Source organism: Lentzea atacamensis, from assembly GCF_003269295.1.
GTDB lineage: Bacteria > Actinomycetota > Actinomycetes > Mycobacteriales > Pseudonocardiaceae > Lentzea > Lentzea atacamensis.
Genome location: NZ_QLTT01000003.1, coordinates 466989 through 493781, shown reverse-complemented (window position 1 = coordinate 493781; position 26793 = coordinate 466989). Strand labels below are relative to the sequence as shown.

At 70.5% G+C, this 26793-nt stretch carries 25 protein-coding genes; 12 read left to right on the top strand and 13 right to left on the bottom strand.

Annotated features, from left to right (window positions below; all coding sequences use genetic code 11):
- Positions 1-66 precede the first annotated feature (66 nt).
- Positions 67-672, top strand: coding sequence for a TetR/AcrR family transcriptional regulator (locus tag C8D87_RS16775; protein ID WP_211337439.1), 606 nt, complete (start codon positions 67-69; stop codon positions 670-672).
- Here C8D87_RS16775 and larE read toward each other — a convergent pair.
- The 10 genes from larE to C8D87_RS16725 form a co-directional block, all read right to left on the bottom strand.
- On the bottom strand, positions 659-1459 hold the full coding sequence (gene larE, locus C8D87_RS16770) for an ATP-dependent sacrificial sulfur transferase LarE (RefSeq protein WP_112227353.1): 801 nt from the start codon (positions 1457-1459) through the stop codon (positions 659-661). The genes C8D87_RS16775 and larE overlap by 14 nt on opposite strands.
- Positions 1459-2628: a nickel pincer cofactor biosynthesis protein LarC gene (gene larC, locus C8D87_RS16765; protein WP_233442134.1), complete on the bottom strand. Its 1170-nt coding sequence runs from the start codon at positions 2626-2628 to the stop codon at positions 1459-1461. The genes larE and larC overlap by 1 nt, the downstream gene beginning before the upstream one ends.
- Positions 2603-3397: a nickel pincer cofactor biosynthesis protein LarB gene (larB, locus tag C8D87_RS16760; protein WP_112227352.1), complete on the bottom strand. Its 795-nt coding sequence runs from the start codon at positions 3395-3397 to the stop codon at positions 2603-2605. Before larB ends, larC begins: the two co-directional genes overlap by 26 nt.
- Positions 3394-4521 (bottom strand): glycerate kinase, encoded by a 1128-nt coding sequence (locus tag C8D87_RS16755; protein WP_112227351.1) that lies wholly within the window; start codon positions 4519-4521, stop codon positions 3394-3396. Before C8D87_RS16755 ends, larB begins: the two co-directional genes overlap by 4 nt.
- Positions 4518-5801 (bottom strand): nickel-dependent lactate racemase, encoded by a 1284-nt coding sequence (gene larA, locus C8D87_RS16750; RefSeq protein WP_112227350.1) that lies wholly within the window; start codon positions 5799-5801, stop codon positions 4518-4520. The genes C8D87_RS16755 and larA overlap by 4 nt, the downstream gene beginning before the upstream one ends.
- Entirely contained in the window at positions 5801-6640 is an 840-nt protein-coding gene (locus tag C8D87_RS16745; RefSeq protein ID WP_112227708.1) for an amidohydrolase family protein, read from the bottom strand. Before C8D87_RS16745 ends, larA begins: the two co-directional genes overlap by 1 nt.
- A 5-nt stretch (positions 6641-6645) precedes the next feature.
- Entirely contained in the window at positions 6646-7491 is an 846-nt protein-coding gene (locus tag C8D87_RS16740; protein ID WP_112227349.1) for a fumarylacetoacetate hydrolase family protein, read from the bottom strand.
- A gap of 32 nt (positions 7492-7523) precedes the next feature.
- Complete coding sequence (locus C8D87_RS16735; protein WP_112227348.1) at positions 7524-8486, bottom strand: aldo/keto reductase; 963 nt, start codon at positions 8484-8486, stop codon at positions 7524-7526.
- A complete protein-coding gene (locus tag C8D87_RS16730) occupies positions 8479-9231 on the bottom strand; it encodes an SDR family NAD(P)-dependent oxidoreductase (RefSeq protein WP_112227347.1) in 753 nt (250 codons plus the stop codon). The genes C8D87_RS16735 and C8D87_RS16730 overlap by 8 nt, the downstream gene beginning before the upstream one ends.
- Before the next feature lie 90 nt (positions 9232-9321).
- A complete protein-coding gene (locus C8D87_RS16725; protein ID WP_112227346.1) occupies positions 9322-10095 on the bottom strand; it encodes a FadR/GntR family transcriptional regulator in 774 nt (257 codons plus the stop codon).
- 154 nt (positions 10096-10249) lie between these two features.
- On the opposite strand from C8D87_RS16725, the gene C8D87_RS16720 reads away from it, so the two are divergent.
- The 6 genes from C8D87_RS16720 to C8D87_RS16695 all read left to right on the top strand — a co-directional run bounded on the left by C8D87_RS16720 (position 10250) and on the right by C8D87_RS16695 (position 15949).
- Positions 10250-11524: an ABC transporter substrate-binding protein gene (locus tag C8D87_RS16720; protein ID WP_109638225.1), complete on the top strand. Its 1275-nt coding sequence runs from the start codon at positions 10250-10252 to the stop codon at positions 11522-11524.
- Positions 11525-11529: 5 nt separating this feature from the next.
- A complete protein-coding gene (locus tag C8D87_RS16715) occupies positions 11530-12498 on the top strand; it encodes a carbohydrate ABC transporter permease (RefSeq protein ID WP_215732340.1) in 969 nt (322 codons plus the stop codon).
- A complete protein-coding gene (locus C8D87_RS16710) occupies positions 12498-13325 on the top strand; it encodes a carbohydrate ABC transporter permease (RefSeq protein WP_112227345.1) in 828 nt (275 codons plus the stop codon). Before C8D87_RS16715 ends, C8D87_RS16710 begins: the two co-directional genes overlap by 1 nt.
- Position 13326: 1 nt before the next feature.
- Complete coding sequence (locus tag C8D87_RS16705; RefSeq protein WP_112227344.1) at positions 13327-14508, top strand: mandelate racemase/muconate lactonizing enzyme family protein; 1182 nt, start codon at positions 13327-13329, stop codon at positions 14506-14508.
- 21 nt (positions 14509-14529) lie between these two features.
- Positions 14530-14871, top strand: a complete 342-nt coding sequence (locus C8D87_RS16700) for an L-rhamnose mutarotase (RefSeq protein WP_109638221.1) — start codon at positions 14530-14532, stop codon at positions 14869-14871.
- A 172-nt stretch (positions 14872-15043) separates the two neighbouring features.
- Complete coding sequence (locus C8D87_RS16695) at positions 15044-15949, top strand: AAA family ATPase (protein WP_170166452.1); 906 nt, start codon at positions 15044-15046, stop codon at positions 15947-15949.
- Positions 15950-16191: 242 nt separating this feature from the next.
- Here C8D87_RS16695 and C8D87_RS16685 read toward each other — a convergent pair whose 3' ends face one another.
- From C8D87_RS16685 to C8D87_RS16675, 3 genes are all read right to left on the bottom strand, one after another.
- Complete coding sequence (locus C8D87_RS16685; protein WP_112227342.1) at positions 16192-17100, bottom strand: aminoglycoside phosphotransferase family protein; 909 nt, start codon at positions 17098-17100, stop codon at positions 16192-16194.
- 48 nt (positions 17101-17148) lie between these two features.
- Entirely contained in the window at positions 17149-17937 is a 789-nt protein-coding gene (locus C8D87_RS16680) for an MOSC domain-containing protein (RefSeq protein ID WP_112227341.1), read from the bottom strand.
- 76 nt (positions 17938-18013) lie between these two features.
- Positions 18014-18703, bottom strand: a complete 690-nt coding sequence (locus C8D87_RS16675) for a FadR/GntR family transcriptional regulator (protein WP_112227340.1) — start codon at positions 18701-18703, stop codon at positions 18014-18016.
- A gap of 230 nt (positions 18704-18933) precedes the next feature.
- On the opposite strand from C8D87_RS16675, the gene C8D87_RS16670 reads away from it, so the two are divergent.
- The 5 genes from C8D87_RS16670 to C8D87_RS16650 are packed head-to-tail and all read left to right on the top strand — an operon-like array spanning position 18934 to position 26710.
- Complete coding sequence (locus C8D87_RS16670; protein ID WP_170166451.1) at positions 18934-20250, top strand: enolase C-terminal domain-like protein; 1317 nt, start codon at positions 18934-18936, stop codon at positions 20248-20250.
- Between the two features lie 10 nt (positions 20251-20260).
- Positions 20261-21313, top strand: coding sequence for a sugar ABC transporter substrate-binding protein (locus C8D87_RS16665; protein ID WP_109638213.1), 1053 nt, complete (start codon positions 20261-20263; stop codon positions 21311-21313).
- A 19-nt stretch (positions 21314-21332) separates the two neighbouring features.
- The gene (locus C8D87_RS16660) at positions 21333-22838 is read left to right on the top strand and encodes a sugar ABC transporter ATP-binding protein (RefSeq protein ID WP_112227338.1); all 1506 of its coding nucleotides are present in this window, start codon (positions 21333-21335) and stop codon (positions 22836-22838) included.
- The gene (locus C8D87_RS16655) at positions 22831-23823 is read left to right on the top strand and encodes an ABC transporter permease (protein WP_215732338.1); all 993 of its coding nucleotides are present in this window, start codon (positions 22831-22833) and stop codon (positions 23821-23823) included. Before C8D87_RS16660 ends, C8D87_RS16655 begins: the two co-directional genes overlap by 8 nt.
- 13 nt (positions 23824-23836) lie before the next feature.
- Positions 23837-26710, top strand: a complete 2874-nt coding sequence (locus C8D87_RS16650) for a glycosyl hydrolase family 95 catalytic domain-containing protein (RefSeq protein ID WP_112227337.1) — start codon at positions 23837-23839, stop codon at positions 26708-26710.
- The last annotated feature ends 83 nt before the right edge of the window (positions 26711-26793 follow it).

The window sequence follows — 26793 nt, the reverse complement described above, 5'->3', positions numbered from 1 at the left end:
TTGTGGTTGGACGATCACCACCGTAAACGGGACGCGGCCCGTTTATCTTCCGGCTAGGCTGCTGACGTGATCGACAGCACACACCTGCCCCTCATCGGCGAGGGGCCGAACCTGCGCGCGGACGCGGTGCGCAACCGCGCCCGCCTGCTGGAAGCCGCGGCCAGGCTGGCGGCCTCGCACGGCGCGGCGGCGATCACGATGGAGTCGGTGGCCGCCGAGGCCGGGGTCGGCAAGGGCACGGTGTCCCGCCGCTTCGGTGACCGCAACGGACTGCTCCAGGCCCTGCTGGACCACTCGGAGCAGCTGTTCCAGGCGGCGTTCCTCTCCGGCCCGCCGCCGCTCGGTCCCGATGCCGACGCCGCGGCCCGGCTCAGGGCGTTCGGACCGGCCCTGCTGCGCCACGAACGCGCGCACCTCGACCTCTACCTGGCCGCTGAGCCCGATCCCGCCCGGCGGTTCGCGGTGCCGGCCAGGCGGGTGCGCCACACCCACGTCGCGGCGCTCGTGCGCGCGGTCCTCCCGGACGCCGACGCGGAAGTGCTCGCGCACACCCTGTTGTCGTCGGTGGACGTCGTGCTGGTGGACCATCTCGTGCGCAACCACGGCATGTCGCCGGAACGCGTGGAGGCCGGCTGGCACGACCTGGTCGACCGGCTGGTCACTCGTGGTTGAGCGCGCCTGAGCGGAACTCCGCCAGCTCGGCCTCGGCAAAACCCGCCGTGCGAACCACCTCGGCCAGTGCGGCGCGGATCGCCGTGTCGACGGCCAGATGTGCGTCGAGCTCGACCCGTCCGACGTCCCCGAGGTCACGCACACGAAGATCCCTGGTGGGCGTGCCGCGCCCGGTGAGCCACGCCCGGACGGCCACCTCGGCGCGCTCGACCCTGGCCAGGCGCGCTGGTGTGATCGCCAGCCCGTACCGAACCCGGCTGGCCAGGCACGGCATGGCCGGCTTGTCCCAGGTGGACAGTCCCCAGTGGAGGCTCAGCGCGCGGACGTCGGCCTTGGTCATCCCCAGGTCGCGCAACGGCGTGTGCACGCCGATCTCGTCACCGGCGCGGATGCCGGGCCGGAACGGGTCCCGTGCGTCGTCGGCGTTCGTCCCGGTCGCCACCGCCGCCAGCCCGTGCTCCCGTGCCGTTGCCGTGATCGCGTCCAGAACCGTGGACTTGCAGAAGTAGCAACGGTCACGGCCGTTCGCGGCGTATCCGGGGTTGTCCAGCTCGGTGGTGCCCGGCGCGATGTGCCGCACCCCGGCGGCGCCGGCGAAGGCCTTGGCGTGCGCCAGTTCGGCGGCGGCGAGGCTGGCCGAGTCGGCCGTGACCGCGAGGACCGCGTCAGGTCCGTTCGCGCGCACGGCGGCGGCGAGGACAAGAGCGGAGTCGGCGCCGCCGGAGAAAGCCACGGCGAGCGGGCCGATCTCGGCGAGCCTGGTGACGAGCTGCGCGGCGGTGTCCATCAACGCTCCTCCGGCTGTTGCGCCGCAAGTGCCAGCACGGTGCGCAGCGGCAGCCCCGTCCGCCTGGCCACCGCGACGGCGTCGTCGTACTCGGGCTTGCCGTGGTGCGGACCGTGTTTGCGGCGAACCGGCACGCCGTGAACGTGCACGACGTCCGTGGTGCGAGCCGCGGCCGTGCGACGCACTGTGCTTCGCCGCACGCCGAGGGTTCCGGTCTCGGCGAACATCAGTCCCTCGATCTCGTCGGCCGTCTCGGGCGTCACCAGGGCGTGCAGGACGTGCGCCGGCCGTCCTTTCTTCATCACGGCGGGCGTGACCCAGCTGTCGAGGGCGCCTTCTTCGAGCAGGCGGCCGACGACGTACCCGAGCACCTCGCCGCTGACGTCGTCGAGGTTGGTCTCCAGCAACACCAGGTCCCGCACCTGGCCCGTCTCCACGTCGCCGAGCCGCACGACCGCGATGTTGGGCCGGTCGGCCAGCGTCCGCGTGCCCGCGCCGTACCCGGTGACGGCCAGCCGCATCGGGGGCGGCGCCCCGAAGTCGGCCTTGACCGCTCGCAGCAGCGCGGCCGCCGTCGGCGTGACGGTCTCGCCTTTGAGCTCGGTCCCGGTGACGACCGCGTTCTCGAGCAGTGCCGCCGTCGCCGGGGCCGGGCAGGGCAGAATCCCGTGCGCCGTGCGGACTCCACCGCTACCGAGCGGCAACGGCTCGCAGTGGACAGCGCTGACGTCCAGCGCGTGCAGGGCAGCCGCGACGCCGACGATGTCCACGAGGGTGTCGTGCCCGCCGAGCTCGTGCAGGTGCACCTCGCCGGGATCCTCGCCGTGCAACCGTCCCTCGACCTCGGCGATGGCACGCAGGGCTTCGGTCGCAACCTCCGCCACCGCGCGCTGCCGAACCCTGCCCGCCATGGCGATCAGCTCTTTCGCCTTGCGACTGGTCGCGCCGTCGGACACCGAGACATCGGCCCTGCTTGCCGCCAGCCCGTGGGTGAGCACCTGCGTGACGGTCAGGTCCCAGCCGGTCAGCCCGGTGTCGGCGACGGCGGCGCGAATCGCGTCGAGCGGTGCGCCCGCGTCGACGAGGGCGGCGAGCAGCATGTCCCCGGCCAGACCGGTGAAGGGCGAGATGACGCAGACACGCTCACGAGACCCTCCGGCGGGCAACACGGGACAGGCGGAACGCGGCCATCGCCGCGCCGAACCCGGAGTCGATGTTCACCACGGTGATGCCGGCCGCGCAGGACGCGTGCATCGCGAGCAACGCGGTGATCCCTTCCAACCCCGCGCCGTAGCCGGTGGAGGTGGGAACCGCGACCACCGGGCACTCCACGAGCCCACCGATCGCGCTGGCCAGGGCACCTTCCATCCCGGCCACGACGATGACGGTGTCCGCGGCGCGCAGGCGTTCCTGTTCGGCGAGGAGGCGGTGCAGCCCGGCCACGCCGACGTCCGTGACCGTGGTGACGGTGAGGCCCACGGCGGCGGCGATGGCGGCGGCTTCGCGGGCGACGGGCTGGTCGGCGGTGCCGGCGGCGGCGACCACCACGGAGAACCCGATGGGGGCGGCGGGGCGCCAGACGAGCAGGCGGGCGGGTGCGTCGTAGATGCCAGGTGGGAGCGCGGTGGCTGCGGCATCCGTTTGGGACAGGGGCGCCTCACCGTTGCAGGGCTCGTGCAGGGCGTCCACCCGCGTCCCCGCGACCGAACCGCCACCGCAGCCATCCCCGACCGCAGCCAGCACGACAGCCGCGGTCTCCGCGTCCACCCGAGTCGCGAGCACCGGCCCGGCGTTGTGCCGCAACAACGTCCGTGCGATCGAAGCGATCTCCGAAGCCGTCTTACCGGTGCCGTAAATGACCTCAGGCAACCCCTGACGGGCTTCACGACCCACGTCCACCCGCGCGAAGCCGAGATCGACCGCGTCCGACCGCGTCATGCCGCTCCCCCTCGCGCCACCACCGCAGGCAGTTCGCGCCCGATCTCCGCCAGCAGGGCGGGGGCACGGCTGATCGCGGCGTCCAGGCCGCCGGCGCGGTGCAGCAGCGACCACGCGGCCACCACGCCGGCCTCGCGCAGGAGGTCGGCGGACAGGCGGACCTCGCCGGCGACCACCACGACCGGCACGCCGTGGTGCCGGGCCGCCGCTGCCACGCCCACGGGGGCCTTGCCGCGCAGGCTTTGTTCGTCGAAACGGCCCTCTCCGACCACGACCAGCGACGCGCCGCGCAGTGCCTCCTCGACACCCAGCTCGCCGAGGACGAAGGACGCGCCCGGCACGCGCTGGGCGCCGAGAGCGGCGAGCGCCGCGAAGCCGGTGCCCCCGGCGGCACCCGCGCCAGCCGCAGAACTCAGGTCGCGGCCCGTCGCGGCGGCCACCACCGCAGCGAACTGACGCAGGCCGCGCTCCAGGACTTCCACGTCGCGCGGTGAGGCGCCCTTCTGCGGAGCGAACACCGCGGCGGCGCCGGCTGGGCCCAGTAGCGGGTTGTCCACATCGGACACGAGGGTCACGCGGGCCAGGCGCAAGCGGAAGTCCAGCGTGGAAAGGTCGATGTGGGCCGCGGTGGTCAGGGCGGCGCCGCCAGGCCCCACCGGGACGCCGTGCGCGTCGGTGATCCGGGCACCGAGGGCACGCAGCAGGCCCGCTCCCCCGTCGGTGGTGGCGCTGCCGCCCACCGCCAGGACGAGGTCGAGGCAGCCGTGGTCCAGGGCGGCGCGGATCAGTTCGCCCGTGCCGTGGCTGTCGGCCACCAGAGGTGCCGGGCGGCCCGGCAGCGCGTCCAGGCCGCTCGCCTGGGCCATCTCGATCACCGCGCGGGTACCGCGCACGGCGAACCCGGCGCGCACCGGGCGGCCGGTGGGACCGCGCACGTCGGCGTGCAGGAGGCGGTAACCGGCGCCGGTCAAGGCGGCGAGGGTGCCCTCGCCGCCGTCGGCCACCGGCATCGCCACCGCGTGGCCGCCGGCGGCGATCACTCCCAGAGCCACGGCGGCGCTGGCCTCCTCGGCGGTGAGGCAACCGCGGAACTTGTCCAGGCACACCAGGATCGGGGCGTTCATCGGTCGGCCTCGAGCACGTACGGGATCGTCTGCGGGCCCTCGGGAAGAACGCACAGGCGGGCGTCCGGACCGGCCGCCGCCAGAGCCTCCGCCACCGCGAGCGAGATGTCGGCGGTTTGCGAGAGGTGGGCGGTGGCGAGGTCGGCGTCACTGAGATACGAGGTGTGCATGACGACGCGGCAGGCGGCCTGGATGCGGGCCTGGATCTGCACCTGCCACTGGTCCGGCACGGTGTCGGTCCGCGCGGAGATCTCGGCGAACAACGCGGCGGGCGAGTCCGCGGAGGCCAGGACTGAGCGGTACGAGCCGTGGTCGGGGAAGCCGTCGCGGCACTCGGCCGCGCACACGATCGTGCCGCCCGGCTTCACCACCTGGAAAGCCGCCGACATGCCCTTCACCGACTGGTAGAGGTTCTGGTCCAGCGGATAGCCGGAGTTGGTCGTCACCACCACGTCGAAGAGCTGCGGCACGGGCTGCATCGCGACGCCGCGGGCCGTGCGCACGGCCGCGGCGTGCATCTCCAGCAAGTCGCCACCGAACGCGGCCACAACCTCCTTGTCCTGGTTCAGCACCACGTCGAAGCCGAACGTCACGCCGGTGGCGGCCGCGATGGCGCGCACGTCGTCGTGCACCGGGTTGCCCTCGACGAGACCCCACGTCGCCCGCGGATGGCCGATCCGGTAGGCGTCGTGCAGCACCAGCACGGTTTCCAGCGCGGCGAGACCCGGCGCTACGAGCTTCGGGCCACCGGAGAAGCCGGCGAAGAAGTGCGGTTCGACGAAACCGGTGGTGATGCGGACGTCCGCGTCGACCCACTCGCTGTTGAGCCACACCGGCACGCCGGCTCCGAGCTCGCCCATCCACGTCAGGCTGCCGCGGTCGCGCGCGTCGTGGTTGACGATCCGCACCGAGTCGACCACCGCGTCACCGAACATCGCGCGCAGCTCGGCAGGAGAATTCCCGCGGTGGGTGCCGGTCGCGACCAGCACCACGACGTCTTCGAGGTCGACCAGGCCGTCGAGCTCCTCCAGGATCGCCGGGATCATCAGGTGGCGCGGCTGCGGGCGCGTGCCGTCGCAGGCCGAGATGGCCACGGTCTGGCCACGGCGCACGCGGTCACGCAGCGGCGGGCCCGCGACCGGGGCGCGCAACGCCCTGCGGAGGATCTCCTGCGGTGGCGCGGAAACCCGGTGGTGCCGAGGTGTCACGACGGTGGTCACCGCCGGATCGCAGCGCAGGTCCAGCCCCGTCTCGCCGTAGGCCAGCCGAACCGTGTCCATCAGGTCCCCAACCGGTAGACGCGTGCCGCCGTGCCACCGAAGACCTCGGCACGCTCGGCGGCGGAGAGACCCGAGCACAGCAGGGAAGCCGCGTCGAAGACCTCGTCGTAGGACGCCGCGAGCAGGCAGACGGGCCAGTCGGAGCCGGCCATCAGCCGGTCCGGCCCGAACGCCTCCAACGCGATGTCCGCATACGGCCGCAGCGAGTCAATAGTCCACTGTGGACCGGCTTCGGTGACTAGACCGGACAGCTTCGCGGTCGCGTTCGGCTCGGCCGCCAGCGCCGCCAGATGGGTGGCCCACGGTTCGACCACGCCCGCAGCAATGTCCGGTTTGGACAGATGGTCCAGCACGAACACCATGTCCGGCACCGCCCGCACCGCCACGACCGCCGCGGGTAACTGGTGCGGGCGGGTCAGCACGTCGTAGGCGAGTCCGGCGTCGCGCACGGCACGGAGCCCGGCGAGCACGTCCGGACGCATCAGCCAGTCCGGGTCCGGCTCGGACTGCACGAGGTGGCGGATGCCCACCAGGCGGTCGCCACCCGGCCCCGAGCGCAGCCGGTCCAGCTGCTCGTGCACGTCCGGCGCGGTGAGATCAACCCAGCCGACGACACCCGCGACGAGGTCGGAGGCCACGGCGAGGAAATCCGCCGTCTCGTCGATGTCGTTCAGCACCTGGACCAGCACGGTGGCGTCCACGCCCGCCGCTTCGGTCACCGCACGCAGGTCCGCCGGTCCGAAGGAACGGCGGATCGGCTCAAGCTCCGGCCCGTCGAGCCAGTCCTGCGGCCGAGCGGACAGGTCCCACAGGTGGTGGTGGGCGTCGATCCGGCGCATCGCGGTCACGCCTGCCCGACCTGCTGCCGTTGCACACCAAGGCGATCGATGCTGACGTCGATGGTGTCACCACCGCGCAGGTACTCGAAGTCGTTCACGCCGAGTGCCACACCCGCCGGCGTGCCCGTGTTCACCACGTCACCGGGCTCCAGCACCATGAACTGGCTGAGGTACCAGATGACGTGGTGCACGCCGAAGAGCATGTTCTTGGTGTTGCCGTCCTGCCGGAGCTCACCGTTCACGCTCAGCTTCAGGCCGAGCGCCTGCGGGTCGCCCACCTCGTCGGCGGTGACCAGCCACGGTCCCAGCGGGTTGAACGTCTCGCAGGACTTGCCCTTCGTCCACTGGCCGCCGCGCTCGAGCTGGAACTCGCGCTCGCTGACGTCGTTGGAGATGGCGTAGCCCGCGATCACCGCCGCCGCGTCCTGCGGGCTCTCCAGGTAGCGCGCGGTGGCGCCCAGCACGACGGCCAGCTCCACCTCGTAATCTGTCTTCACGCTTCCCCGCGGCACCAGCACCGTGTCGTTGGGCCCGATGACCGTGTTGGTGTTCTTCATGAACACCACGGGCTCCGCGGGCGGTTCCGCCGACGTCTCGGCCGCGTGGTCGGAGTAGTTGAGCCCGATGCACACCAGGGCACCGGGACGGGCGACGGGCGCCCCGATCCGCATCCCCGTGACGTCGAGCTCCGGCAAACCCGCCAGCGCGTCGCGCACCCGCGCCACCCCGCCGCCGGCCAGGAAGTCGCCGTTGATCTCACCGGTCACCGGGCGCAGGTCACGGACGCCACCGGCATCGTCCAGCACCGCCGGAATCTCCGCACCGGGGTCGCCCACTCGCAGCAGTCGCATCGCCGTTCCTCTTCCGTTGTTCCTCGAAGCTGTTACGGGGTGGGCGTGCCGGCGTCGAGCAGCCCTTCGTCGCGCAGGTCCGCCCACAGCCCCGGCGGCGGAGGCGCGGCGAAGGCGTCGACGTTCGCCCGAAGCTCGGCCTCGGTGCGAGCGCCGATCAACGCGCCGGTCACCGCCGGGTGCCCGAACGGGAACCACAGCGCGGCAGCAGGCAGCGTCGTGCCGTGCCGCGCGCACACCGCGGCGATCCGCCGGGCGCGGCCGACGACGTCCACCGGCGCGGTCCGGTAGTCGTAGGTGGCGTCGTCCGGCACGTCCTGCCGTGCCAGCAGACCGGAGTTGAACAACCCCGCCGCGAGCACGTCCACGCCGCGCGAAGCGCACAACGGCAGCAACTCTGCCAGTGCCGGCTGTTCCAGCAACGTGTAGCGGCCGGCGAGCAGAATCACGTCCACAGAGGACTCACGTACGAACCGGGCGAGCATCTGCCACTGGTTCATCCCGGCTCCGATGGCGCCGACGACACCCTGCTCGCGCAGCTCGGCCAGCGCGGGCAGCGCCTCACCGAAAGCCTGCTCCCAGTGGTCGTCCGGATCGTGCAGGTACACCACGTCCACCCGGTCGAGCCCGAGCCGCTCCAGCGACGACTCCAGGCTGCGCCGCACGCCGTCCGCGCTGAAATCCCACTCCCGGCGCCACCGCGCCGGCACCGCGAAGCCGTCGTCGTCGAGCCGTCCCGCGCCCGACGGATCGGGCACGAGCAACCGGCCGACCTTGGTGGACAACACGAACTCGTCGCGCGGCCGGTCCTTCAGCGCCGCGCCGAGCCGCCTCTCCGCGAGGCCCAGCCCGTAGTGCGGTGCCGTGTCGAAGATCCGGACGCCGGACTCCCACGCCGCGTCGACCACGGCGCGGGCCTCGCGGTCGGTCACCTCGGCGTACAGGTTGCCCAGCGGCGACGTACCGAGCCCCAGCCGGTGCAGGGCGTCAGCCACGGGGACGCAACCGCAGAGCGTCCATGCCGCCGTCGACGGCGAGCACGGTTCCGGTGGTGGAACCCGACAACGGGCTGGCGAGGTACGCGATCGCCGTCGCGATCTCATCGGCACTGACCAACCGGCCGTGCGGCTGCCTGGCCTCCAGCGCCGCGCGCTCGGCCGCCGGATCCGGAGCCGAGTCGAGCAACCGCTGCACCCAGGGAGTGTCCGCGGTGCCGGGTGCGACCGCGTTCACCCGGATGCCCTCGCGGACGTGGTCGGCGGCGAGAGCACGGGTCAGCGCGTGCACCGCGCCCTTGCTCGCCGAGTAGACGGCCCGCTGCGGCAGACCGGCGGTCCCGGCGATCGAGCCGGTGTTCACGATGGCGGCGGAGGAGGAGTTCCGCAGGTGCGGCAGGGCAGCCCTGGCCACCCTGGCCATCCCGACCACGTTGACGTCGAGCACCCTGAGCCACTCGTCGTCGGTCGCGGCGCTCACGTCACCCTGCGCGCCGATGCCCGCGTTGTTCACCACCACGTCGAGGCCGCCGAAGCGCTCGACCACCGCCTCGACGGCGGCTCGGACGCTCTGGTCGTCCGTGACGTCCGCGCGCACGAAGAACATGCCGTCCGGCAGGTCGTTCGCCACCAGATCGAGCACGGCGACCCGCGCACCGCGGCCGGACAGCAGCTCGGCCGTGCTCCGGCCGATGCCCGAGCCGCCGCCGGTGACCAGAGCCACCAGCCCGTCGAAGTCACTCATGACCAATCGCTCCGTTCATCGGTCTCCTGCACAGGTGAGGGCATGCCGCGCAGGCGGAACCCCTGTCCCGCCGGGTGATCCGCGGCAGAGCTAACGATCGAGGCGCCCCGGCTCTCCCGCGTCGCTGCGCCGCACGAGCCAGGCCTCGGTGATGTGGATGAACATGGCCTCGGCGGCACCGGCCGCGTCGTGCGCCGCGATCCGCTCGCAGATGCGGCGATGCCCCGCGTTGGAGGCCGCGCACAGGTCGCGATCGGTTCTGCCCATGTAGCGGGCGGTGTTGAAGACCTGGCTCTCCAGCGCCCGCACGACTCCTCTGGCGATCCGGTTGCCGGAAGCCCGCATGATCGTGTCGTGGAACGCGTGGTCGTGCTCGCGGTACGCGACGGGGTCGTCCAGCACCTGGTCCATGAGCGCGACGAGATCACGCAGGGCCTCCACGGTCACGGGGTCGGCGGCGCGAGCGGCGACCTGGGCCATGTCCGACTCCAGCAACCGGCGGGTCACCACCAGGTCGTCCAGCACACCCAGCGTCTCGTCCTCGGCGACGACCGCCCCCAGCACGAGCTGGTCGAGCACGTTCCACGTCGACGGCGGGGTCACGATCGTGCCCGCGCCCTGACGCACCTGGACCAAACCCTTTTCCTGCAGGACTTTCATCGCCTCGCGGACGACCGTCCTGCTGACCGAGAAGGACTCGCACAACGCGGGCTCCGGCGGCAGCGACGTCCCCGGCGCGTGATCACCACGCACGATGCGGCCCACGAGGTCCGTGGTGACCGCCTCGGTCAGGTTCATCGGCCGGCGCGCCCAGTTCGGGGCGGTGGGCGCGGTCCTGATCGGCCGCCGGCCTGATGCCGTCATCTGTCCTCCGGTGGTGGGCAGCGCCAGGCGCTGAGAGCCTGCCGGGAAGTGTACCCAAAATGAGGCGTTGACGTAATACGTCATACGACTTACGTTCAGCGGACCTCGTCGGGCCTTTTGCCGCCCGGCCACCGTTGTCGGGAAGTGAGCAGCGATGAAGCAGCGCACACCATGGACTGCCACCCTTGTGGCAGCGCTGGCGTTGACCGCCGCCGGTTGCGGCAGCGCCTCTGGACCGGGCAACTCCTCCGGCGGTTCGAGCGACAAGCTCGTGGTCTGGGACTGGAAGTCGGGCGACGCGAAGGCGGCCGGCTACGTCCAGAAGGCCAAGGCCGACTTCGCGAAGAAGCACCCCGGCGTGAACGTCGAGTTCGTGGCGCAGCCGTTCGACCAGTACTACACCCTGCTCGGCGCGGCCATCCAGTCCGGCAAGGGCCCTGATGTCATCCTCTTCAACGGCGGCGGGCAGATCCGCGACCGCGCCGACGCACTCGCCCCGCTGGACTCCTACGTGGCCGACGACAAGCAGCGGCTGGCCGGCTGGGACGCGTTCACCAAGGACGGCAAGATCTTCGCCGAGCCGGTGACCCTGCAGGGACACCCGATCTACTACAACAAGGACCTCTACCAGAAGGCCGGCCTCAACCCCGACGCTCCCGCGAGGACCTGGGACGACTTCGTCAAGAACTGCGGTGCCGTCACGCAGAAGACCGGTGCCAAGTGCTTCTCGCTGGGCAACAAGGAAGGCATCGGCATCCAGTTCTGGTTGTCGGCCCTGGGATCGGCGGTGCTGACGCCGCAGGAGTACGACGACTGGATCGCGGGCAAGCGCAACTGGTCCTCCCCGGACGTCAAGAAGATCTTCGAGCTCTGGAAGCAGGCAGGTGACTCCGGTCTGAACACCGACGGCGCCAACTCCACCGCGATGTTCAACGACGCGTTCGCCGCGTTCAACTCCGGCAAGGCGGCCAACATCATCGGCCTGATGTCCGACGTCGGGCACTGGAAGGACTTCGCCGAGTTCCTCACGCCGGAGAAGGTCGGCGTCATGCAGGCGCCCCTGGTCAACCCCGCGGCGAAGCCGAGCCTGGCCTACGACGGCGGCATCGGCTACGCGGTCGCCAAGTGGACCAAGGACCCGAAGGTCGCCTCGGACCTCGTGCGCTCACTGACCTCGACCGACGCGCTCAAGGCGTTCTACCTCGACGGCGGCGCGATCGCGTCCGACACCACGATCGACACCGCCGAGGGCGGCCCGGCCGTCAAGACGATCGTGTCCGCGGTCAAGACCGGGAAGCCCGCGCTGCACGTCGCCCTGTCGTCCAAGACGATCGACCTCATGGGACGTCTCTCGCAGCAGCTGCTCAGCGGTTCGATCACGGTGGACGAGGTGCTGCAGCAGCTCGCCGCCTCGGACAAGACCGGCTGATCGACGTGACCGCACACTCTCTGTCCTCTGTGGACCCGGTCACGGCCGGGTCCACCGGGGGGATCGCCGCGCCACGGCCGGCCGCCCCACCAGCACGGCGCAACCGCCGGGGTTCACGGGCCGAGCGCCTGGCGCCCCTGGTGCTGCTGGCGCCGGCCGTCCTGATCATCGTCGGGCTGCGGCTGTGGCCCCTGGTGCTCGGCATCAACTTCTCCTTCACCGGTGACGGCGACCGCGACGGCATGATGGTCGGGTTCGACAACTACCTCACCCTGCTCGGCGATCCGCTCTTCCGCACCGCGTTGCGCAACGTCGGCCTGCTCGTGCTGCTGCTGCCGGTGGCGGTGGCGATTCCCGGTCTGCTCGCGACCTTCATCTTCCTGAAGGTGCCGGGACACCGGGTCTACCGCGGTGTCTACTTCTTCCCCGCCGTGCTCTCGCCCGTGATCGTCGGCGCGATCTTCAACCTGCTGCTGGCCTTCGACGGTCCGCTCAACGCACTGCTCGGCGGCCTCGGCATCGGGCCGGTGGACTGGCTCGGCGACCCTGACGTGGCGATCTTCGCGGTCGTCGGCGTCCACGTCTGGGCGACGTTCGGCATGGCTCTGGTCGTCTTCCTGGCCGGGTTCGCCACGCTGGACTCCTCGCTGCTGGACGCGGCCAAAGTGGACGGTGCGTCGCTGCCGCAGACCATCTGGCACGTCATCGTTCCGAGCCTGTCGCGCACGATCCAGTTCGTCTTCGTGACGACGATGATCGGCATGCTGACGTCGATGTTCGGCCTGGTGTACGTGATGACCAGCGGCGGGCCGGAGGGGTCGACCTACCTGCCCGAGTACTACGTCTGGATCCAGCAGGGACAGATGAACCAGCCCGCGCTCGCCTCCGCGGCGTCCACAGCGCTCTTCCTGATCATGCTCGTGGTGGGACTGGCCCAGATCGGCATCCTGCGACGCGCCGGCAAGGAGGACTGATGTCGGGCACCCGGCTGACCAGGTGGGTAGTCGCGATCCCGATGGCCGCGCTCGCACTGGCCACGATCTATCCCCTGGTGTTCACCACCAACGTCGCCATGAAGACCCGTCGCGAGTACGTCCTCGACCGGTTCTCCCTGGCCGACTCGCTGAGCTGGGACAACATCGTCAAGGCGTGGACGAGCGTCGGGATGTCCCGGTACTTCCTGAACTCGGTGATCGTCGTGGCGTGCTCGGTGGCGCTGCTGCTGTTGCTCGGCTCGATGGCGGGTTTCGCGCTCGCCCGGCTGCGCTTCCGCGGCTCCTCCACGCTGTTCCTGGCGATCCTCGCCGCGTTGTTCATCCCGTTCCAGGTGATCATGGTGCCGCTGGCGCGGATCATGGCCGACACCGGCCTGGTCGACACCTACCCCGGCCTGATCCTCGCGTACGTGGCGCAGTTCCTGCCGTTCACGATCTTCCTGCTGACGAGCTACTACTCGACAGTGCCACCGGAGATCGTGGACGCCGCGCGCATAGACGGGAACACGGTCTACGGCGTCTACTGGCGGATCATGCTCCCGATCGGCGCGCCGGCACTGCTGTCCGTCGGCGTGCTCAACGCCCTGTTCTGCTGGAACGACGTGCTCATCTCGTTGCTGATGATGCCGTCCGCCGAGAACCGCACGCTCATGGTCGGCGTCACGTCGTTGCGCGGTCAGTACTCCGACGACATCCCGACGTTCGCCTCAGGTGTGCTGATCGCCGCGATACCGGTCCTGGTCGTATACCTGTTCCTGCAACGCCAGATCGCCGACGGTGTCACCGCCGGGTCCACGAAGGGCTGACATGCGCATCACTCGCTACCGGACTCTCACCACGGTCCAGGACTGGGGCCGGCCGGTCGGTGACGCCAACGGCGTCTACGCCGACGGCCTCGTCCGGGTCCCGATCGTCGTCGTCGAGACCGACGAAGGCATCACCGGTGTCGGGCTCGGGCCGCACGTGGAGATCGAGACCGTCTTCGCCGCCATCGAGGGCGAGGACCCGCGTTCCGTCACCGCCCTGTACGACCGCATGCTGCGCCGGACGTTCAAGGCGGGCCACGCCGGTGCGGTCTTCGGCACGATCGGCGCTCTCGACACGGCGTTGTGGGACATCAAGGCCCAGGCGGCGGGAGAACCCCTGTGGCGGCTGCTCGGCGGGCGCGACCGCCGCGTGCCCGCCTACGCCTCGGGCCTGGACATCGCACTGAACGACGAAGAGCTCATCGCGGCGTACCAGACCTACGCCTCACACGGGCTGCGCGCGGCGAAGATCAAGGGCGGTCTCGACATCGACCGCGACCGGCACCGCCTCACCCTCATCCGCGACCTGCTGATCGACGCCGGCCTCGGCGCGCGGCCGAGCCTGATGCTGGACGTCAACGAGGCCTGGACGCGCAAGCAGGCGGTCCGCCACGTCGGCGAGCTGGAACAGACCCTCGACCTGACGTGGATCGAGGAGCCGGTGCGGCGCTGGGACGTGGCAGGGCACAAGACGGTCGGCCGCGGTGTCCGCGCCTCGGTCGCCACCGGCGAGAACCTCACCGGCCTCGAACAGCACCGCCCGCTCATCGCCGCCGGTGCCGTGGACATCGTCCAGACGGCCGCCGTCTGGGGCATCACCCACTTCCTGCGGGTCGCCACCCTCGCGCACGCCCACGACCTGCCCGTCAGCCCCATCGGCACGACACCGGTCGGCCTGCTGCACGCCGCCACGTCGATCCCCAACCACCTCGTGAGCGAACTGCAGGACCTCCAGCCACCCGTCGGCGTCTCCGTCGACCTGCACGTCGAGGACGGGGCCTACGTCCTCGGCGACAGTCCGGGCCTCGGCGTGGGCATCGACGAGGACGCGATCGCCGCCGCGAGCCACCTCGTTCCCCACCCGACCTCCGGCGGCTCCCACATCCGGCCGGAACGTGCCGGCCATCGCCTGCACCCGGCCGGGGTGGACGGCGAGGTCGAAAGCACCGTGCTCAACGCCTAGCCGGGGAAAGGAAACAAGGTCATGAACCGCCCACAGCGCTATGGCATGGTGATCCGGCTGCGCCCGGAACGGCGCGAGGAGTACCTGCGGCTGCACTCGGCCGTCTGGCCCGCTGTCGAAAAGACGATGCTGGACGCCAACATGCGCAACTTCACCATCTTCCTGCACGGCGACCTGCTGTTCGGCTACTACGAGTACATCGGTGACGACCACGACGCCGACCAGATGCGCATCGCCGCCGACCCGGAGACGCAGCGCTGGTGGACGCTCACCGATCCGTGCCAGGAGTCGCTGGCCGAGCGCGGCTCCGGCAGCTGGTGGGCCCCGATGCAGGAGGTCTGGCACCTCGAAGATCCCGCCTGAGCGCGGCGAGGGTGCGGCACCCGGAGAAACCCGGGTGCCGCGCCCTTTCCCGTGACCAGATCAGGTCTGCTCACAGCGGTCTCTTTCAGTCGTGGGCGAACGTCCGGCCCGTGTCCGGTCAGGCTCGCTAGGCTTGATCGACTCGCCTCAACCACCTCGCCAGGGGAGAACAGTGCAACGTTTCGCGGCCAGTCCTGCCCTGGCGCGGCTGGAATGGATTCTCGACGGCCTGGACGGGAAACCCGGCTGGGGAGCTGACGCGTCCGACGTGTTCGCGGCTGCGTTCACCGCCGTCGTCACGCCCGAGAGGTACGTCGAGGTCACCCGCGGTCGAGCTGCCGGCTACGCGCCGGTCGTCGTGGTCGGTCTCGACGTCGGCGAGACCACCGCGCGGGCGCGGATCCGCCGTCACGACGGCACCGTTGATGTCGTTTCCTGCGTCGTCGAGGCCGCACCGCCGCATCGAATCGCCTCCACGTGGGTTGCCGGACTGGTGCCGACCGATCTGACACCGGGATTGCCGGCCGATTTCACGGACTACAACCTGCCTTCCGTCGCCACGGATGCTCGACTGGTGGTGTTCTCCGGGTTGCCCGGCAGCGGAAAGAGCACGCTGGCCGACGCGGCGGGAGCCGAGCTGGGGATCCCGGTCTTCGCCACGGACTGGTTGCTCGGCGCGCTGACCCCGTTCGGCTGTCGCTACTTCGAGGATCCACTGGCCATCGCCGAGGAGATGCTGACCACGCTCGCTCTCCGGCAACTCCTCGCCGGACAGTCCGTCATCCTCGATCATCCCGCCGAACAGGTCGCGACCAGGGACCGCTGGCGTAGCCTGGCGCGCCGGGCCGGTGCGGAGTTCCGCGTGGTCGTGTGCCAGTGCTCCGACCCGGAAGTCCACCGTGCCAGGCTCGAAGGCCGCAGCCGTGGCATCCCCGGCTGGCACGACTCGGGCGACTGGCACGACGTGCAGCAGCGACTGGCAAGTTTTCCCTCCTGGAACGGAGAGGCGCTCACACTGGATACCGTTCAACCACGTGAGCGGTCCCTTGCCGCGGTCATACGGCACATCATCGCCTGACGGCGCAGCGTGTTTGCCTGTCGTGCCATCCTCGAAGTGCCCCGCGCCGCAGCAGACCCGGCGCCGGCACCATCCCGGCGCAGTCCGGGAAGTGTCTCGAGGCGAGCGGTCAGGGCACGGGCAACGGCACGAAGCTGCAGCTGTGGGACTGCTGGGGCGGCGCGAGCCTGCAGTGGAACCTGATTGGGCGACGACCGCTCGGGGCCAGGCGGCGCCTGGCACCGAGTTGCGCGGGACACGTCTCAGCCGGTGCTGTCGTGGTCGGCCAGCACCTCGTCGATCACGCGCTGGTTGACGGCGGCCCGTTCGCGGTCGCCGTCCCCGCACCCGGCAAGGGTCAGCAGGGCTTTCCACAGCGCCCAGCCCCTGGCGCGGGCCCAGGTGCCGTCGTCCAGGTCGACCGCGTCGCGGAAAGCTCGCCGGCTGTCGCCGGAGAACATCGTCCAGGCGATCACCAGGTCACAGGCCGGGTCGCCGACACCACAGGTGCCGAAGTCGATGACGGCTGTCAGCTTTCCGTCCGCCACCAGGAGGTTGCCGCTGGCGATGTCGCCGTGGAACCACACCGGCTCGCCGCTGTGCTGCGCGGCCAGGGCGGCCTCCCAGACCGCGGCGGCCCGAGCGGTGTCGACGCGGCCGTCGAGCTCGGCCAGGCAACGGCGGGTCTCTTCGTCGTAGTGGGCCGGTGGCGCTCCCCGGTAGAAGCTGTGCGCCCCCGCGAGCGGGCCATCAGCGGTGTCGCAGCGTTGAAGGGCGCGGAGGAACTCCGCCACCGAGATCGCGAACTGGGACAGGTCGTCGATGTGGTCCGGATCGGCCGTCCGTCCTGGCACCCACCCGCGCACGGACCAGGGGAACGGATATCCCTCGCCGGGGACACCCGTGGCCAGCACGACGGGCACGGTGACCGGCAGTGCCGGCGCCAGTCTGGGCAGCCAGTGGTTTTCCTTTGCGACAGCGGGTACGTAGCCGGCCGCGGTGGGCAGCCGCACCGTCATGTCGTCGCCGAGGCGGTAGGTCCGGTTGTCCCACCCGTCGACCTCGACCGGGATCACCGCCAGGTCGCTCCACCGCGGGAACTGGGCGGCGATCAGACGTTTGACGAGAGCGGCGTCGATGCCGGCGCGGCCGTCCGCGGGAGCTGATGCCATGCGGTGATCATCCAGTCCGGTCGTCGCGTGCGGCAACGAGTTTTCGGGTCACCGCCACTCGGTGACGGTGACGCCGTCACCGACCGCGATGCCTCCGGAGGTGAGCACGGCCGCCTTCATGCCGAAGCTGACGCCGTCGGGTTCGCGGCGATAGCCGGCCAGAGTGCGCAACGGCTCGGGACCGGCACGCACGCCTGCCGACTGGTCGACGAGGGTGACCGCGCAGCGGATGGCCAGCTCGCCGAAGCCGATCTCGGCACCACCGACCGTCATCCGGCTCACCCTGTCCTCGGTGTGCGGTTCGGGCCAGCCGCTGATCACGACGTTGGGCCGGAACCGGTCCATCGGAACCGGATCCGCACCGCGCTCCGCGATCCGCGCGTTCAAGTCGTCCAATGAGGACAGTGAGAGGACCAGCAGCGCGGTCGGGTCGGACGCACTCCGGGCCCGGCTCGCCCTGTCCGGCTCGCGCACCAGCCGGGCCGGTCTGCCGAGCACTCCTGACACCCATTCGGCCGCCTCGGCGCCCTGGTCGATCCCGGATCCCGGCCATTTCTCCACGTCCACCGGCCGGGGCTCCCCGTCCGCCGCCACGTCCAGCACCAGCTCGCCGGCTCCGGGTGCGCTCAGCGCCAGCTTCGCGTTGTCGTGCAGCAGCCGGCCCCGGATCGTGGCGAGCCGCGGCGACTCGCCCTGCCAGACCATCGCACCGTCCGGCCCGACCACCGCGAACAGCCGGTCGTGTGGCAACCCTGCCGGGGTGACCTCCGCCCGTTCCACTGCGACACCGGCACATCCCTTGATCGGATACGAGGTCAGCGCGTGAACGAAGGCCATACAGCCAAAGTACCGGCGTTGTCAGGCGAACGGATTGGTCCCGGTCGCCGCGAGCAGGTACCCGCGAAACCACCGCTCAGCCGACCTCGTGACCCACGTGCTGGCGCAACCACCGCTCGGTCGTGTTGACGTGCACGAGAGCGGCGGCCTGCGCGAGTGCCGCGTCGCGGTCCACCAGCGCCTGGTAGATCGCCTCGTGCTCGGCGAGGGTGCGGCTCGCGGCGTTGCCGTCGACGAGCCCGCGCCAGACCCGTGCGCGGACCGTGCGGCTGGAGATGCCCTCCAGCAACGTCGTCAGCGTGGCGTTGCCGGTGGCACCGACGACCGCGCGGTGGAAGGCGGCGTCGTGGGAGTTGAGCAGCTCGACGTCGTCCCGCGCCGCCCGCATCGCGTCCAGGTGCCGTTCGACCTCGCGGAGTTCGGCCGCGGAGATGCGGGTGGCGGCGAGCCCGGTGGCGACCGGCTCGAACAGCCTGCGCACCTCGGTGAGCTCCAGCAGCGTGTCGCCCCGCAGCAGCTCCACCGCGGAGGAGATGCCGCTGAGCAGCACCTCCGGTTCCAGGCTCGTCACGTAGGTGCCGTCACCGCGCCGGATTTCGAGGACGCGCGCGACCACCAGCGCCTTGACCGCCTCCCGCATCAGGTTGCGGGACAGGCCCAGCTCGGCGGCCAGCTGCTGCTCCGGCGGCAGCTTCGAACCCGGCGGCAGCTCGCCAGAGCTGATCAGGTCTCTGATGCGGTCGATGGCCTTGTCGGTCAGTGACACCGCAGGAGGGTAGCAATACATCCCACCTCTGCCAAAGAGATGGGATGTCACCCCGCAGTCGGACTTGAAGCAGCGTGAACCATCTAGCTGCCAATTTCCGCCGTCTACACACTTTCAGTCCACTGACCGTGGACACTCCAGCCGTTCGTAGCCTATAAATCCATCCCATGTCCGCCTACTGACTGTTGCACAGCGGACACGCCGTAGACACACGACGAGGGGTGGTAGCCATGACCGAGCTGATCACGGCGGTCGAGGCCGTGGACGTGCGGTTCCCCACGTCGCGTGAGCTCGACGGATCCGACGCGATGAACCCCGAACCCGACTACTCCGCCGCCTACGTGACCATCCGGACGAGCGAGGACGCGGCAGGCCACGGACTCGCGTTCACCGTGGGACGCGGCAACGATGTCGAGGTCGCTGCCGTGCGCGCACTGGCTCCCCTGGTGACCGGCCTGTCCGTGGACGAGGTACTCGGCGATCTCGGCGCGTTCTCGCGGCGGCTCACCGGCGACAGCCAGCTGCGGTGGCTCGGCCCCGACAAGGGCGCCATCCACATGGCCGCCGCCGCGATCGTCAACGCGGTGTGGGACCTCTACGGGCGACGCGAGCAGAAACCCGTGTGGCAGCTGCTCTCCGAGATGACGCCGGAGCAGCTGGTCGCCCTCGTCGACTTCCGCTACCTCGAGGACGCGCTCACCCGCGACGAAGCGCTCGAGCTCCTGCGCCGCGCCGAACCGGGTCGTGCCGCACGAGCCACCCACCTGCTGCAGCACGGCTATCCCGCCTACACGACGACCCCCGGCTGGCTCGGCTACGACGACGAGAAGCTCGTGCGCCTGTCCAGGCAGGCCGTCGCCGACGGCTTCGACCTGATCAAGCTGAAGGTCGGCGCCGACGCCGTAGACGACATGCGCCGGCTGCGGCTGGCTCGTGAAGCGGTCGGCCCGAACATCAAGATCGCGGTCGACGCGAACCAGGCGTGGGGCGTGCGGCAGGCGATCGCCTGGATGTCCACGCTCGCGGCGTACGACCCGTACTGGATCGAGGAACCGACCTCACCCGACGACGTCCTCGGACACGCCGCCATCCGGCGAGCCGTGGCGCCGGTGAAGGTCGCCACCGGCGAGCACACCCACAACCAGGTCATGTTCAAGCAACTGCTGCAGCTGGACGCGATCGACGTCCTGCAGCTCGACGCCAGCCGCACCGCGGGCGTCACCGAGAACGTCGCCATCCTGTTGCTGGCCGCCAAGTTCGGCGTCCCGGTCTGCCCGCACGCGGGCGGGGTCGGGCTGTGCGAAATGGTCCAGCACCTGGCGATGTTCGACTACGTCGCCGTCAGCGGTACCACCGAGAACCGCTACATCGAGTACGTCGACCACCTGCACGAGCACTTCACCGACCCGGTGCACGTCCACGACGGTCACTACCTCGCCCCGACGGCTCCCGGCATCAGCGCCGAGCTGCATCCCGCGTCCATCGCCGCCCACCGCTACCCCGACGGACCCGTCTGGAACCTCGCACCCGATCCCGCCACCCCTTAGGAGATCCGCTGTGAACACCAGCTCTCGTGCCTGCGTCGGCATCGTCACCGTTCTCGCCGCTGTGCTCACCGGTTGCGGCACCTCGGGTTCCGGGGCGGGCGGCGGGCCGGTGGTCGGCGTCGACTACCCGCGGTCCGACACCGACTTCTGGAACTCCTACATCAAGTACACCCCCGAGTTCGGGAAGGAGCTGGGCCTGGAGCTCAAGACCACCAACTCGCAGAACGACGTCGCCAAGCTCACCGCCAACGTCCAGACGTTCATCAGCCAGGGCGTGAAGGGTGTCGCGATGGCACCGCAGGACACCGCGGCCATCGCGCCCACGCTGGAACAGCTGGCGGCCAAGAAGATCCCGGTCGTCACCGTCGACACCCGGCCCGACAGCGGTGACGTGTTCATGGTCGTCCGCGCGGACAACCGGGCCTACGGCGAGAAGGCCTGCCGGTTCCTCGGCGCGAAGCTCGCCGGCAAGGGCAAGGTCGTGATGCTCCAGGGAGATCTCGCGTCCATCAACGGCAGGGACCGCACCGAGGCGTTCAACGACTGCATGAAGGCCAACTACCCCGGCATCACCGTCCTCGGGGAGGCCACGAACTGGGACGGCGCGGTCGCGGCGCAGAAGCTGCAGACGGACCTCACCGCCAACCCGGACATCAAGGGCGTCTACATGCAGTCGAGCTTCGCCCTCTCCGGCACGCTGCAGGTGCTCAAGCAGAAGGGACTGCTGGTCGGCCCGTCGGACCCCAAGCACGTGTTCATCGTGTCCAACGACGGGATTCCCGAGGAGCTCAAGAACATCGCGGAAGGCCACATCGACGCGACCGTCTCGCAACCGGCCGACCTCTACGCCAAGTACGCGCTGCAGTACCTGAAGGCGGCGATCAACGGCGAGACGTTCAAGCCCGGCAAGACCGACCACGACAGCACGATCGTCCAGGTCCGCGACGGGCTGCTGGAGGACCAGCTCTCCGCTCCCCTGGTGACCGCGGACGGCGGCACGTTCGACGGTGTGCCCAGCCTCAAGCACGACGACAAGTCCTTGTGGGGCAACAAGCTCCAGTGAGCAGAAGGCGACAAGCGACATGGTTGCAGCGCCGGCCGTCGCAGAGGCGGCGGGAGTGACGAAGAGGTACGGGTCCACCGTGGCCCTGCGCGAGGCCGCCATCCGGATCGACCAGGGGCAGACCCACGCGCTGGTGGGACGGAACGGGGCCGGCAAGTCGACGCTCGTGTCCGTCCTCACCGGACTGCAGGCACCGGACGAGGGCACCATCACGTTCGGCGGTGAGCCGGCTCCCCGGCTCACCGACCGCGACGCGTGGCGGCAGCGCGTGGCCTGCGTCTACCAGAAGTCCACGATCATCCCCGAACTGACGGTGGCGGAGAACCTGTTCCTCAACCGGCACGACCACGGCCGCAGCGGGCTGATCAGCTGGAAGACCGTGCGCACCAAGGCGCGGGAGCTGCTCGACGCCTGGTCGGTCGACGTGGACGTGCGGCTGCCCGCCGGTGAGCTGGACGTCGAGCAGCGCCAGTTCGTGGAGATCGCGAGAGCGCTCTCGTTCGGGGCACGCTTCATCATCCTCGACGAGCCGACCGCCCAGCTCGACGCCGCCGCCATCGCCCGGCTCTTCGGCCGCATCACCGAGCTGCAGCGGCAGGGCGTCACGTTCCTGTACATCAGCCACCACCTGGAGGAGATCTACGAGATCTGCGACACCGTCACGGTGTTCCGCGACGCCCGGCACGTGCTGACCGCCGCGGTCGGCGAGCTGCCGCGGGCCGAGCTGGTGGCGGCCATGACCGGTGAGGTGGCGACGGAGACCGGTGACACCCGCCGCGTGCCCGACGCGAACGCCGCTCCCGTGCTGGAGATGACGGGAGCGTCACTGCCCGGCGCTTACGAGGACGTGACGCTGCGGGTCCGCGCGGGCGAGATCGTCGGTCTCGCCGGCGCGGCGAGCAGCGGCCGCGTCGAGATCGCGGAGACGATCGCGGGACTGCGGGCCGCCACCACCGGTTCGGTGGAGATCGCGGGCACCCGGCCGCGGCCCGGCAGCGTGCCGGCGGCGCTCAGGGCGGGCGTCGGGTTCGTCCCGCAGGACCGGCACCACCAGGGTTACGTCGCGCAGATGTCCATCGCGGACAACGGAACCCTGACCATTCCGGACCGCCTGGGCCCAGCCGGTTTCATCGACGGGCGGCGGCGGGACGGCTTCGCCCGCGACATGATCGGCAAGCTCGCGATCAAGACACCGGGGCCGGAGCTGCCGGTCTCCGGGCTCTCCGGTGGCAACCAGCAGAAGGTCGTGATGGCCCGTGCGCTGGCCAACGACCCCGCACTGCTGGTGCTGATCAACCCGACCGCCGGCGTCGACGTGCGGTCCAAGGAGTTCCTCCTCGCCAAGGTCGAGGAGATCGCCGAGTCCGGCGCGGGGGTGCTCATCGCCTCCGACGAGCTCGACGACCTGCGCCTGTGCGACCGGGTCCTGGTGGTGTTCCAGGGTGCTGTGGTCGCCGAGATCCCCCGCGGCTGGCACGACCACCGGCTCGTCGCCGCGATGGAAGGAGTCGACCTCGATGACTGACACCACGGCCGCGGTCAACCGGAAGATCGCCTTCGCGAGGCTGCGCGACCTGGCGCTGATCCCCGCGATCATCGTGATCGCGGTCGTCGGCCAGCTGGTCAGCCCGGTCTTCCTGCGCGGCGACAACCTGATCAACGTGCTGCAGACCATGTCGGAGATCGCGATCCTGGTCCTGGCGCAGACGCTGGTGCTGATCGTCAAGAAGATGGACCTCTCGCTGGAGTCCACGGTCGGGCTCGCACCCGGCGTCGCCGCCTGGCTCACCGTGCCGGTCGGCGCCGGTCACGGGCTCGGGCTGCTGCCGGGCGGCTGGTCCGTGCCGATCACCCTGGCGGTCGGCGTGCTGATCGGCGTGGTCAACGCGTTGTTCATCATCCGGTTCGGGCTCAACGGTTTCATCGTGACGCTCGGCATGCTGATCGTCCTGCGCGGCATCCTCACCGGCATCTCAGGCGGCCAGACGTTCTTCCGGCTGCCGGAGTCCATGCTCTACCTCGGCACCACCCAGTGGCTCGGCATGCCGGCGTCGGTCTGGCTGTGCCTGACCCTGTTCGCCGCGGGCATCGTGCTGCTCGGCTTCACGAGCTTCGGCCGCTCCCTCTACGCGATCGGCGGCAACGTCGACGCGGCCAAGGCGGCGGGCATCCGCACCGGCCGGGTGCTGTGGATCGTGATCGTGACGGCGAGCCTGCTCGCCGCGCTCAGCGGCCTGCTGCTGAGCGGGCGGCTCGCCTCGGTCGCCTCCGCACAGGGCAACGGCTACATCTTCACGGTCTTCGCCGCCGCAGTCATCGGTGGCATCAGCCTCAACGGCGGCAAGGGCACGATGTTCGGCGCCTTCACCGGCATCCTGCTGCTGTTCCTGATCCAGAACGTGCTCACGCTCGCCGGCGTCCCCGCCCAGTGGATCGGGGCGCTCAACGGAACGATCATCCTCATCGCGCTGGCTCTCTCCCGCGTCACCGGGGGCAAAGCCCAGGAGTAGGAGTTCACCCCTGATGGACAACCCGCTCAACCGCAGGCGTTTCCTCACCGTCTCCGCGCTCACGGCCGGCGCTGCGGCGTTACCCGGCGGCATGCTCCGCGGCACCGCGACCGCCGCGGTACCGCCGCAGATCACCCTGCCCGACCGCGGCATCTACGACGCGAGCCCGGCATCGTCCTGGACGGACGGCTTCCTCACCGGCAACGGCGAGTACGGCGCGGTGCTGCACGGTCCGCCCGCCACCGAGAAGGTGATCTTCAACTACCACCGGCTCGTGCTGCCGAACGGCACCCGTTCCGTCACGCCCCCGGTGCTCTCCGGCCGCCTGAACGCCGTGCGGGACAAGGCACTCGCCGGCGACTACGCCGGGGCGAACAGGGACTTCGCGGCCGGCTGGTCGCTGCGCTGGACGCAGACCTACCATCCTGCTTACGAGCTGCGGATCGCCACACCCGGCATGACCACCGTCAACAACTACGGCCGGGTCACCGACTTCCGCACCGGCGAGGTCATCTCCAGCTGGACGGACAGCAACGGCACGTGGACCCGCAGGGCGTTCGTCTCCCGTGCCGACAAGGTGATCGTCCACGAGCTCCTCCCCGCGAGCGGCCGCACGATCGACGCCACGCTGAGCGTCAGCACCGCGCTGGAAAGCGCGCCTTCGAGCGTCGGCTACACGACGCTCGCCACCATCTCGAACGGCGACGGCTACCTCAACCTGCGCGGCACCTACCCGTCGGGGCAGGGCGCCTTCGGGTACGAGGGCGTCACGAGGGTCGTCGCCACCGGCGGCACCGTCACCGCGAACGGCGCCACGATCATCGTGGCCGGGGCGAGCGCACTGCTGCTGCTCACCAAGCTCGACAGGTACGAGTCGGCGGTGTGGGACGCCAAGCCGTTGCACGCGGCGCTGGCCTCGCTCGGCACCGGCTACGCGGCACTGCGCTCGCGGCACACCGCGATCCACACCGAGATGTACGACCGGTCACGCCTGGACCTGAACGTGTCCGAGGCCGACCGCAGGCTGTCCACCAGTGAGCTGATCACCAGGCAGAACAACAACAAGAGCGTCATCGACCTCGCCTTGCTCGAACGGCTCTACGACTCCGGCCGCTACCTCTTCATCAGCTCCAGCGGGATCCTGCCACCGCGGCTGACCGGCATCTGGACGGGTACGTGGTCGGGCGCCTGGGCCGACGACTTCACCACCGACGCCAACGTCAACCTCCAGGTCGCGGGCGGCAACATCCTCGACACCACCGAGGCCATGCAGGGCTACTTCAACCTGGTGCTCGGGCAGCTGGCGCACTGGCGCACGAACGCGCGGAACCTCTACGGCGCCCGTGGTTTCCTCGCTCCGACCCGCACCGACGGCGAGTACGGCCACATGCTGCATTTCAACGGCGGCGACTTCCCCGGCCACACCTGGACCGGCGGCGCCGACTGGCTGTTCTACCCGCTGCTAGAGCACTACGAGGTCACCGGCGACCAGGCGTTCCTGCGCGAGAAGCTCGGTCCCGCGCTGATGGAGCTCGCGCTGTTCTACGAGGACTTCCTGACCCGCACCGACTCGAACGGCAAAGTCGTCTTCGTGCCGTGCTTCTCGGCGGAGAACGCGCCCTCCAACACCGGCGTGATGCTCAGCATCAACGCCACCGGCGAGATCATGGCCGGCAAGCACGCACTCCAGGCCGCGATCTTCGCCGCGAACGCGCTCGGCGTGGAACAGGGCAGCGGGCAGGGCGTCCAGCGCTGGAAGGCACTTCTGGACAGGATGCCCGCCTACCGGATCAACAGCGACAACGCGCTCGCCGAGTGGTCGTGGCCGGGCCTGAACGACCAGTACCACCACCGGCACGTGCAGCACCTGTACGGCGCCTGGCCACTGCACGAGATCAACCCGGAGGAGACCCCCGGCCTCGTCCGCCCGGCGCTGCGGGCGCTGGAGATCCGCGGCGACCAGAACATCTCCGCCCACGGCAGCCTGCACCGCGCGCTGGCGGCCGCCCGGCTCAAGGACGGCGCCAAGGTCTACGACAACCTGCGCAAGATCATCGGCAACGACATGCTCTTCAGGTCGCTGATGACCTCGCACAACCCGAACCGCGACATCTACAACGCCGACGCGGCCAACGCGCTGCCGGGCGTGCTGGCCGAGGCGTTGCTCTACTCCCGGCCCGGCGTGCTCGAGCTCCTCCCGGCGCTGCCCGGACAGCTCGCCAGGGGCACGATCACCGGCATGCGGGCCCGCGGCCGCATCCGCGTGCACAGCCTGAGCTGGGACCTGTCCGCCCGCACGGCCACCGTGTCCGTCACCTCGGCCGTCGACCAGACCGTCACCCTGATCAGCCGGCGCGGCATGACGTCCGTGACCACCACGGCATCGGTCGCGCCGTCGCCGCTCGGCCCGCACGCCCGGCAGGTCACCCTGGTCGCCGGGCAACGCACCGACGTCACCGTGTCGCTGCAGAACGGCTGGTGCCGGCTCGTCAACCGCAACAGCGGCAAGGTGCTCGACGTCAACGGCGCGGGGACCGGCGACGCCGCCGGGGTGATCCAGTGGACCTGGTCGGGCAGTGCCAACCAGCAGTGGCAGCTGCTCCCCAACGCCGACGGCTCGTTCCGCCTCGCCGCCCGGCACAGCGGCAAGGTGCTGGGCAGCCGCAGCGCCGCCCAGGGCGACCAGCTCGGCCAGTGGACGGACACCGGCACCGACGACCAGCGGTGGAAGCTCGTCGACGCGGGCGGCGGTCACGTCAACCTCGTGAACGTGCGCACCGGCCTGTACGCGGACGTGGACGGCGGCTCCAAGGCCGACGGCGCCCGCGTGATCGCGTGGCCGGCCAACGGTGTGGCCAACCAGCAGTGGCAGGTCGTCTGGGTGTGACCAGGAGCGGCCGAACCGGTTCGACTCTCTGGAGCCTTGCAGTGAAGACCAGACTGCGCGTACTTTCACTTCTCGATCGAACC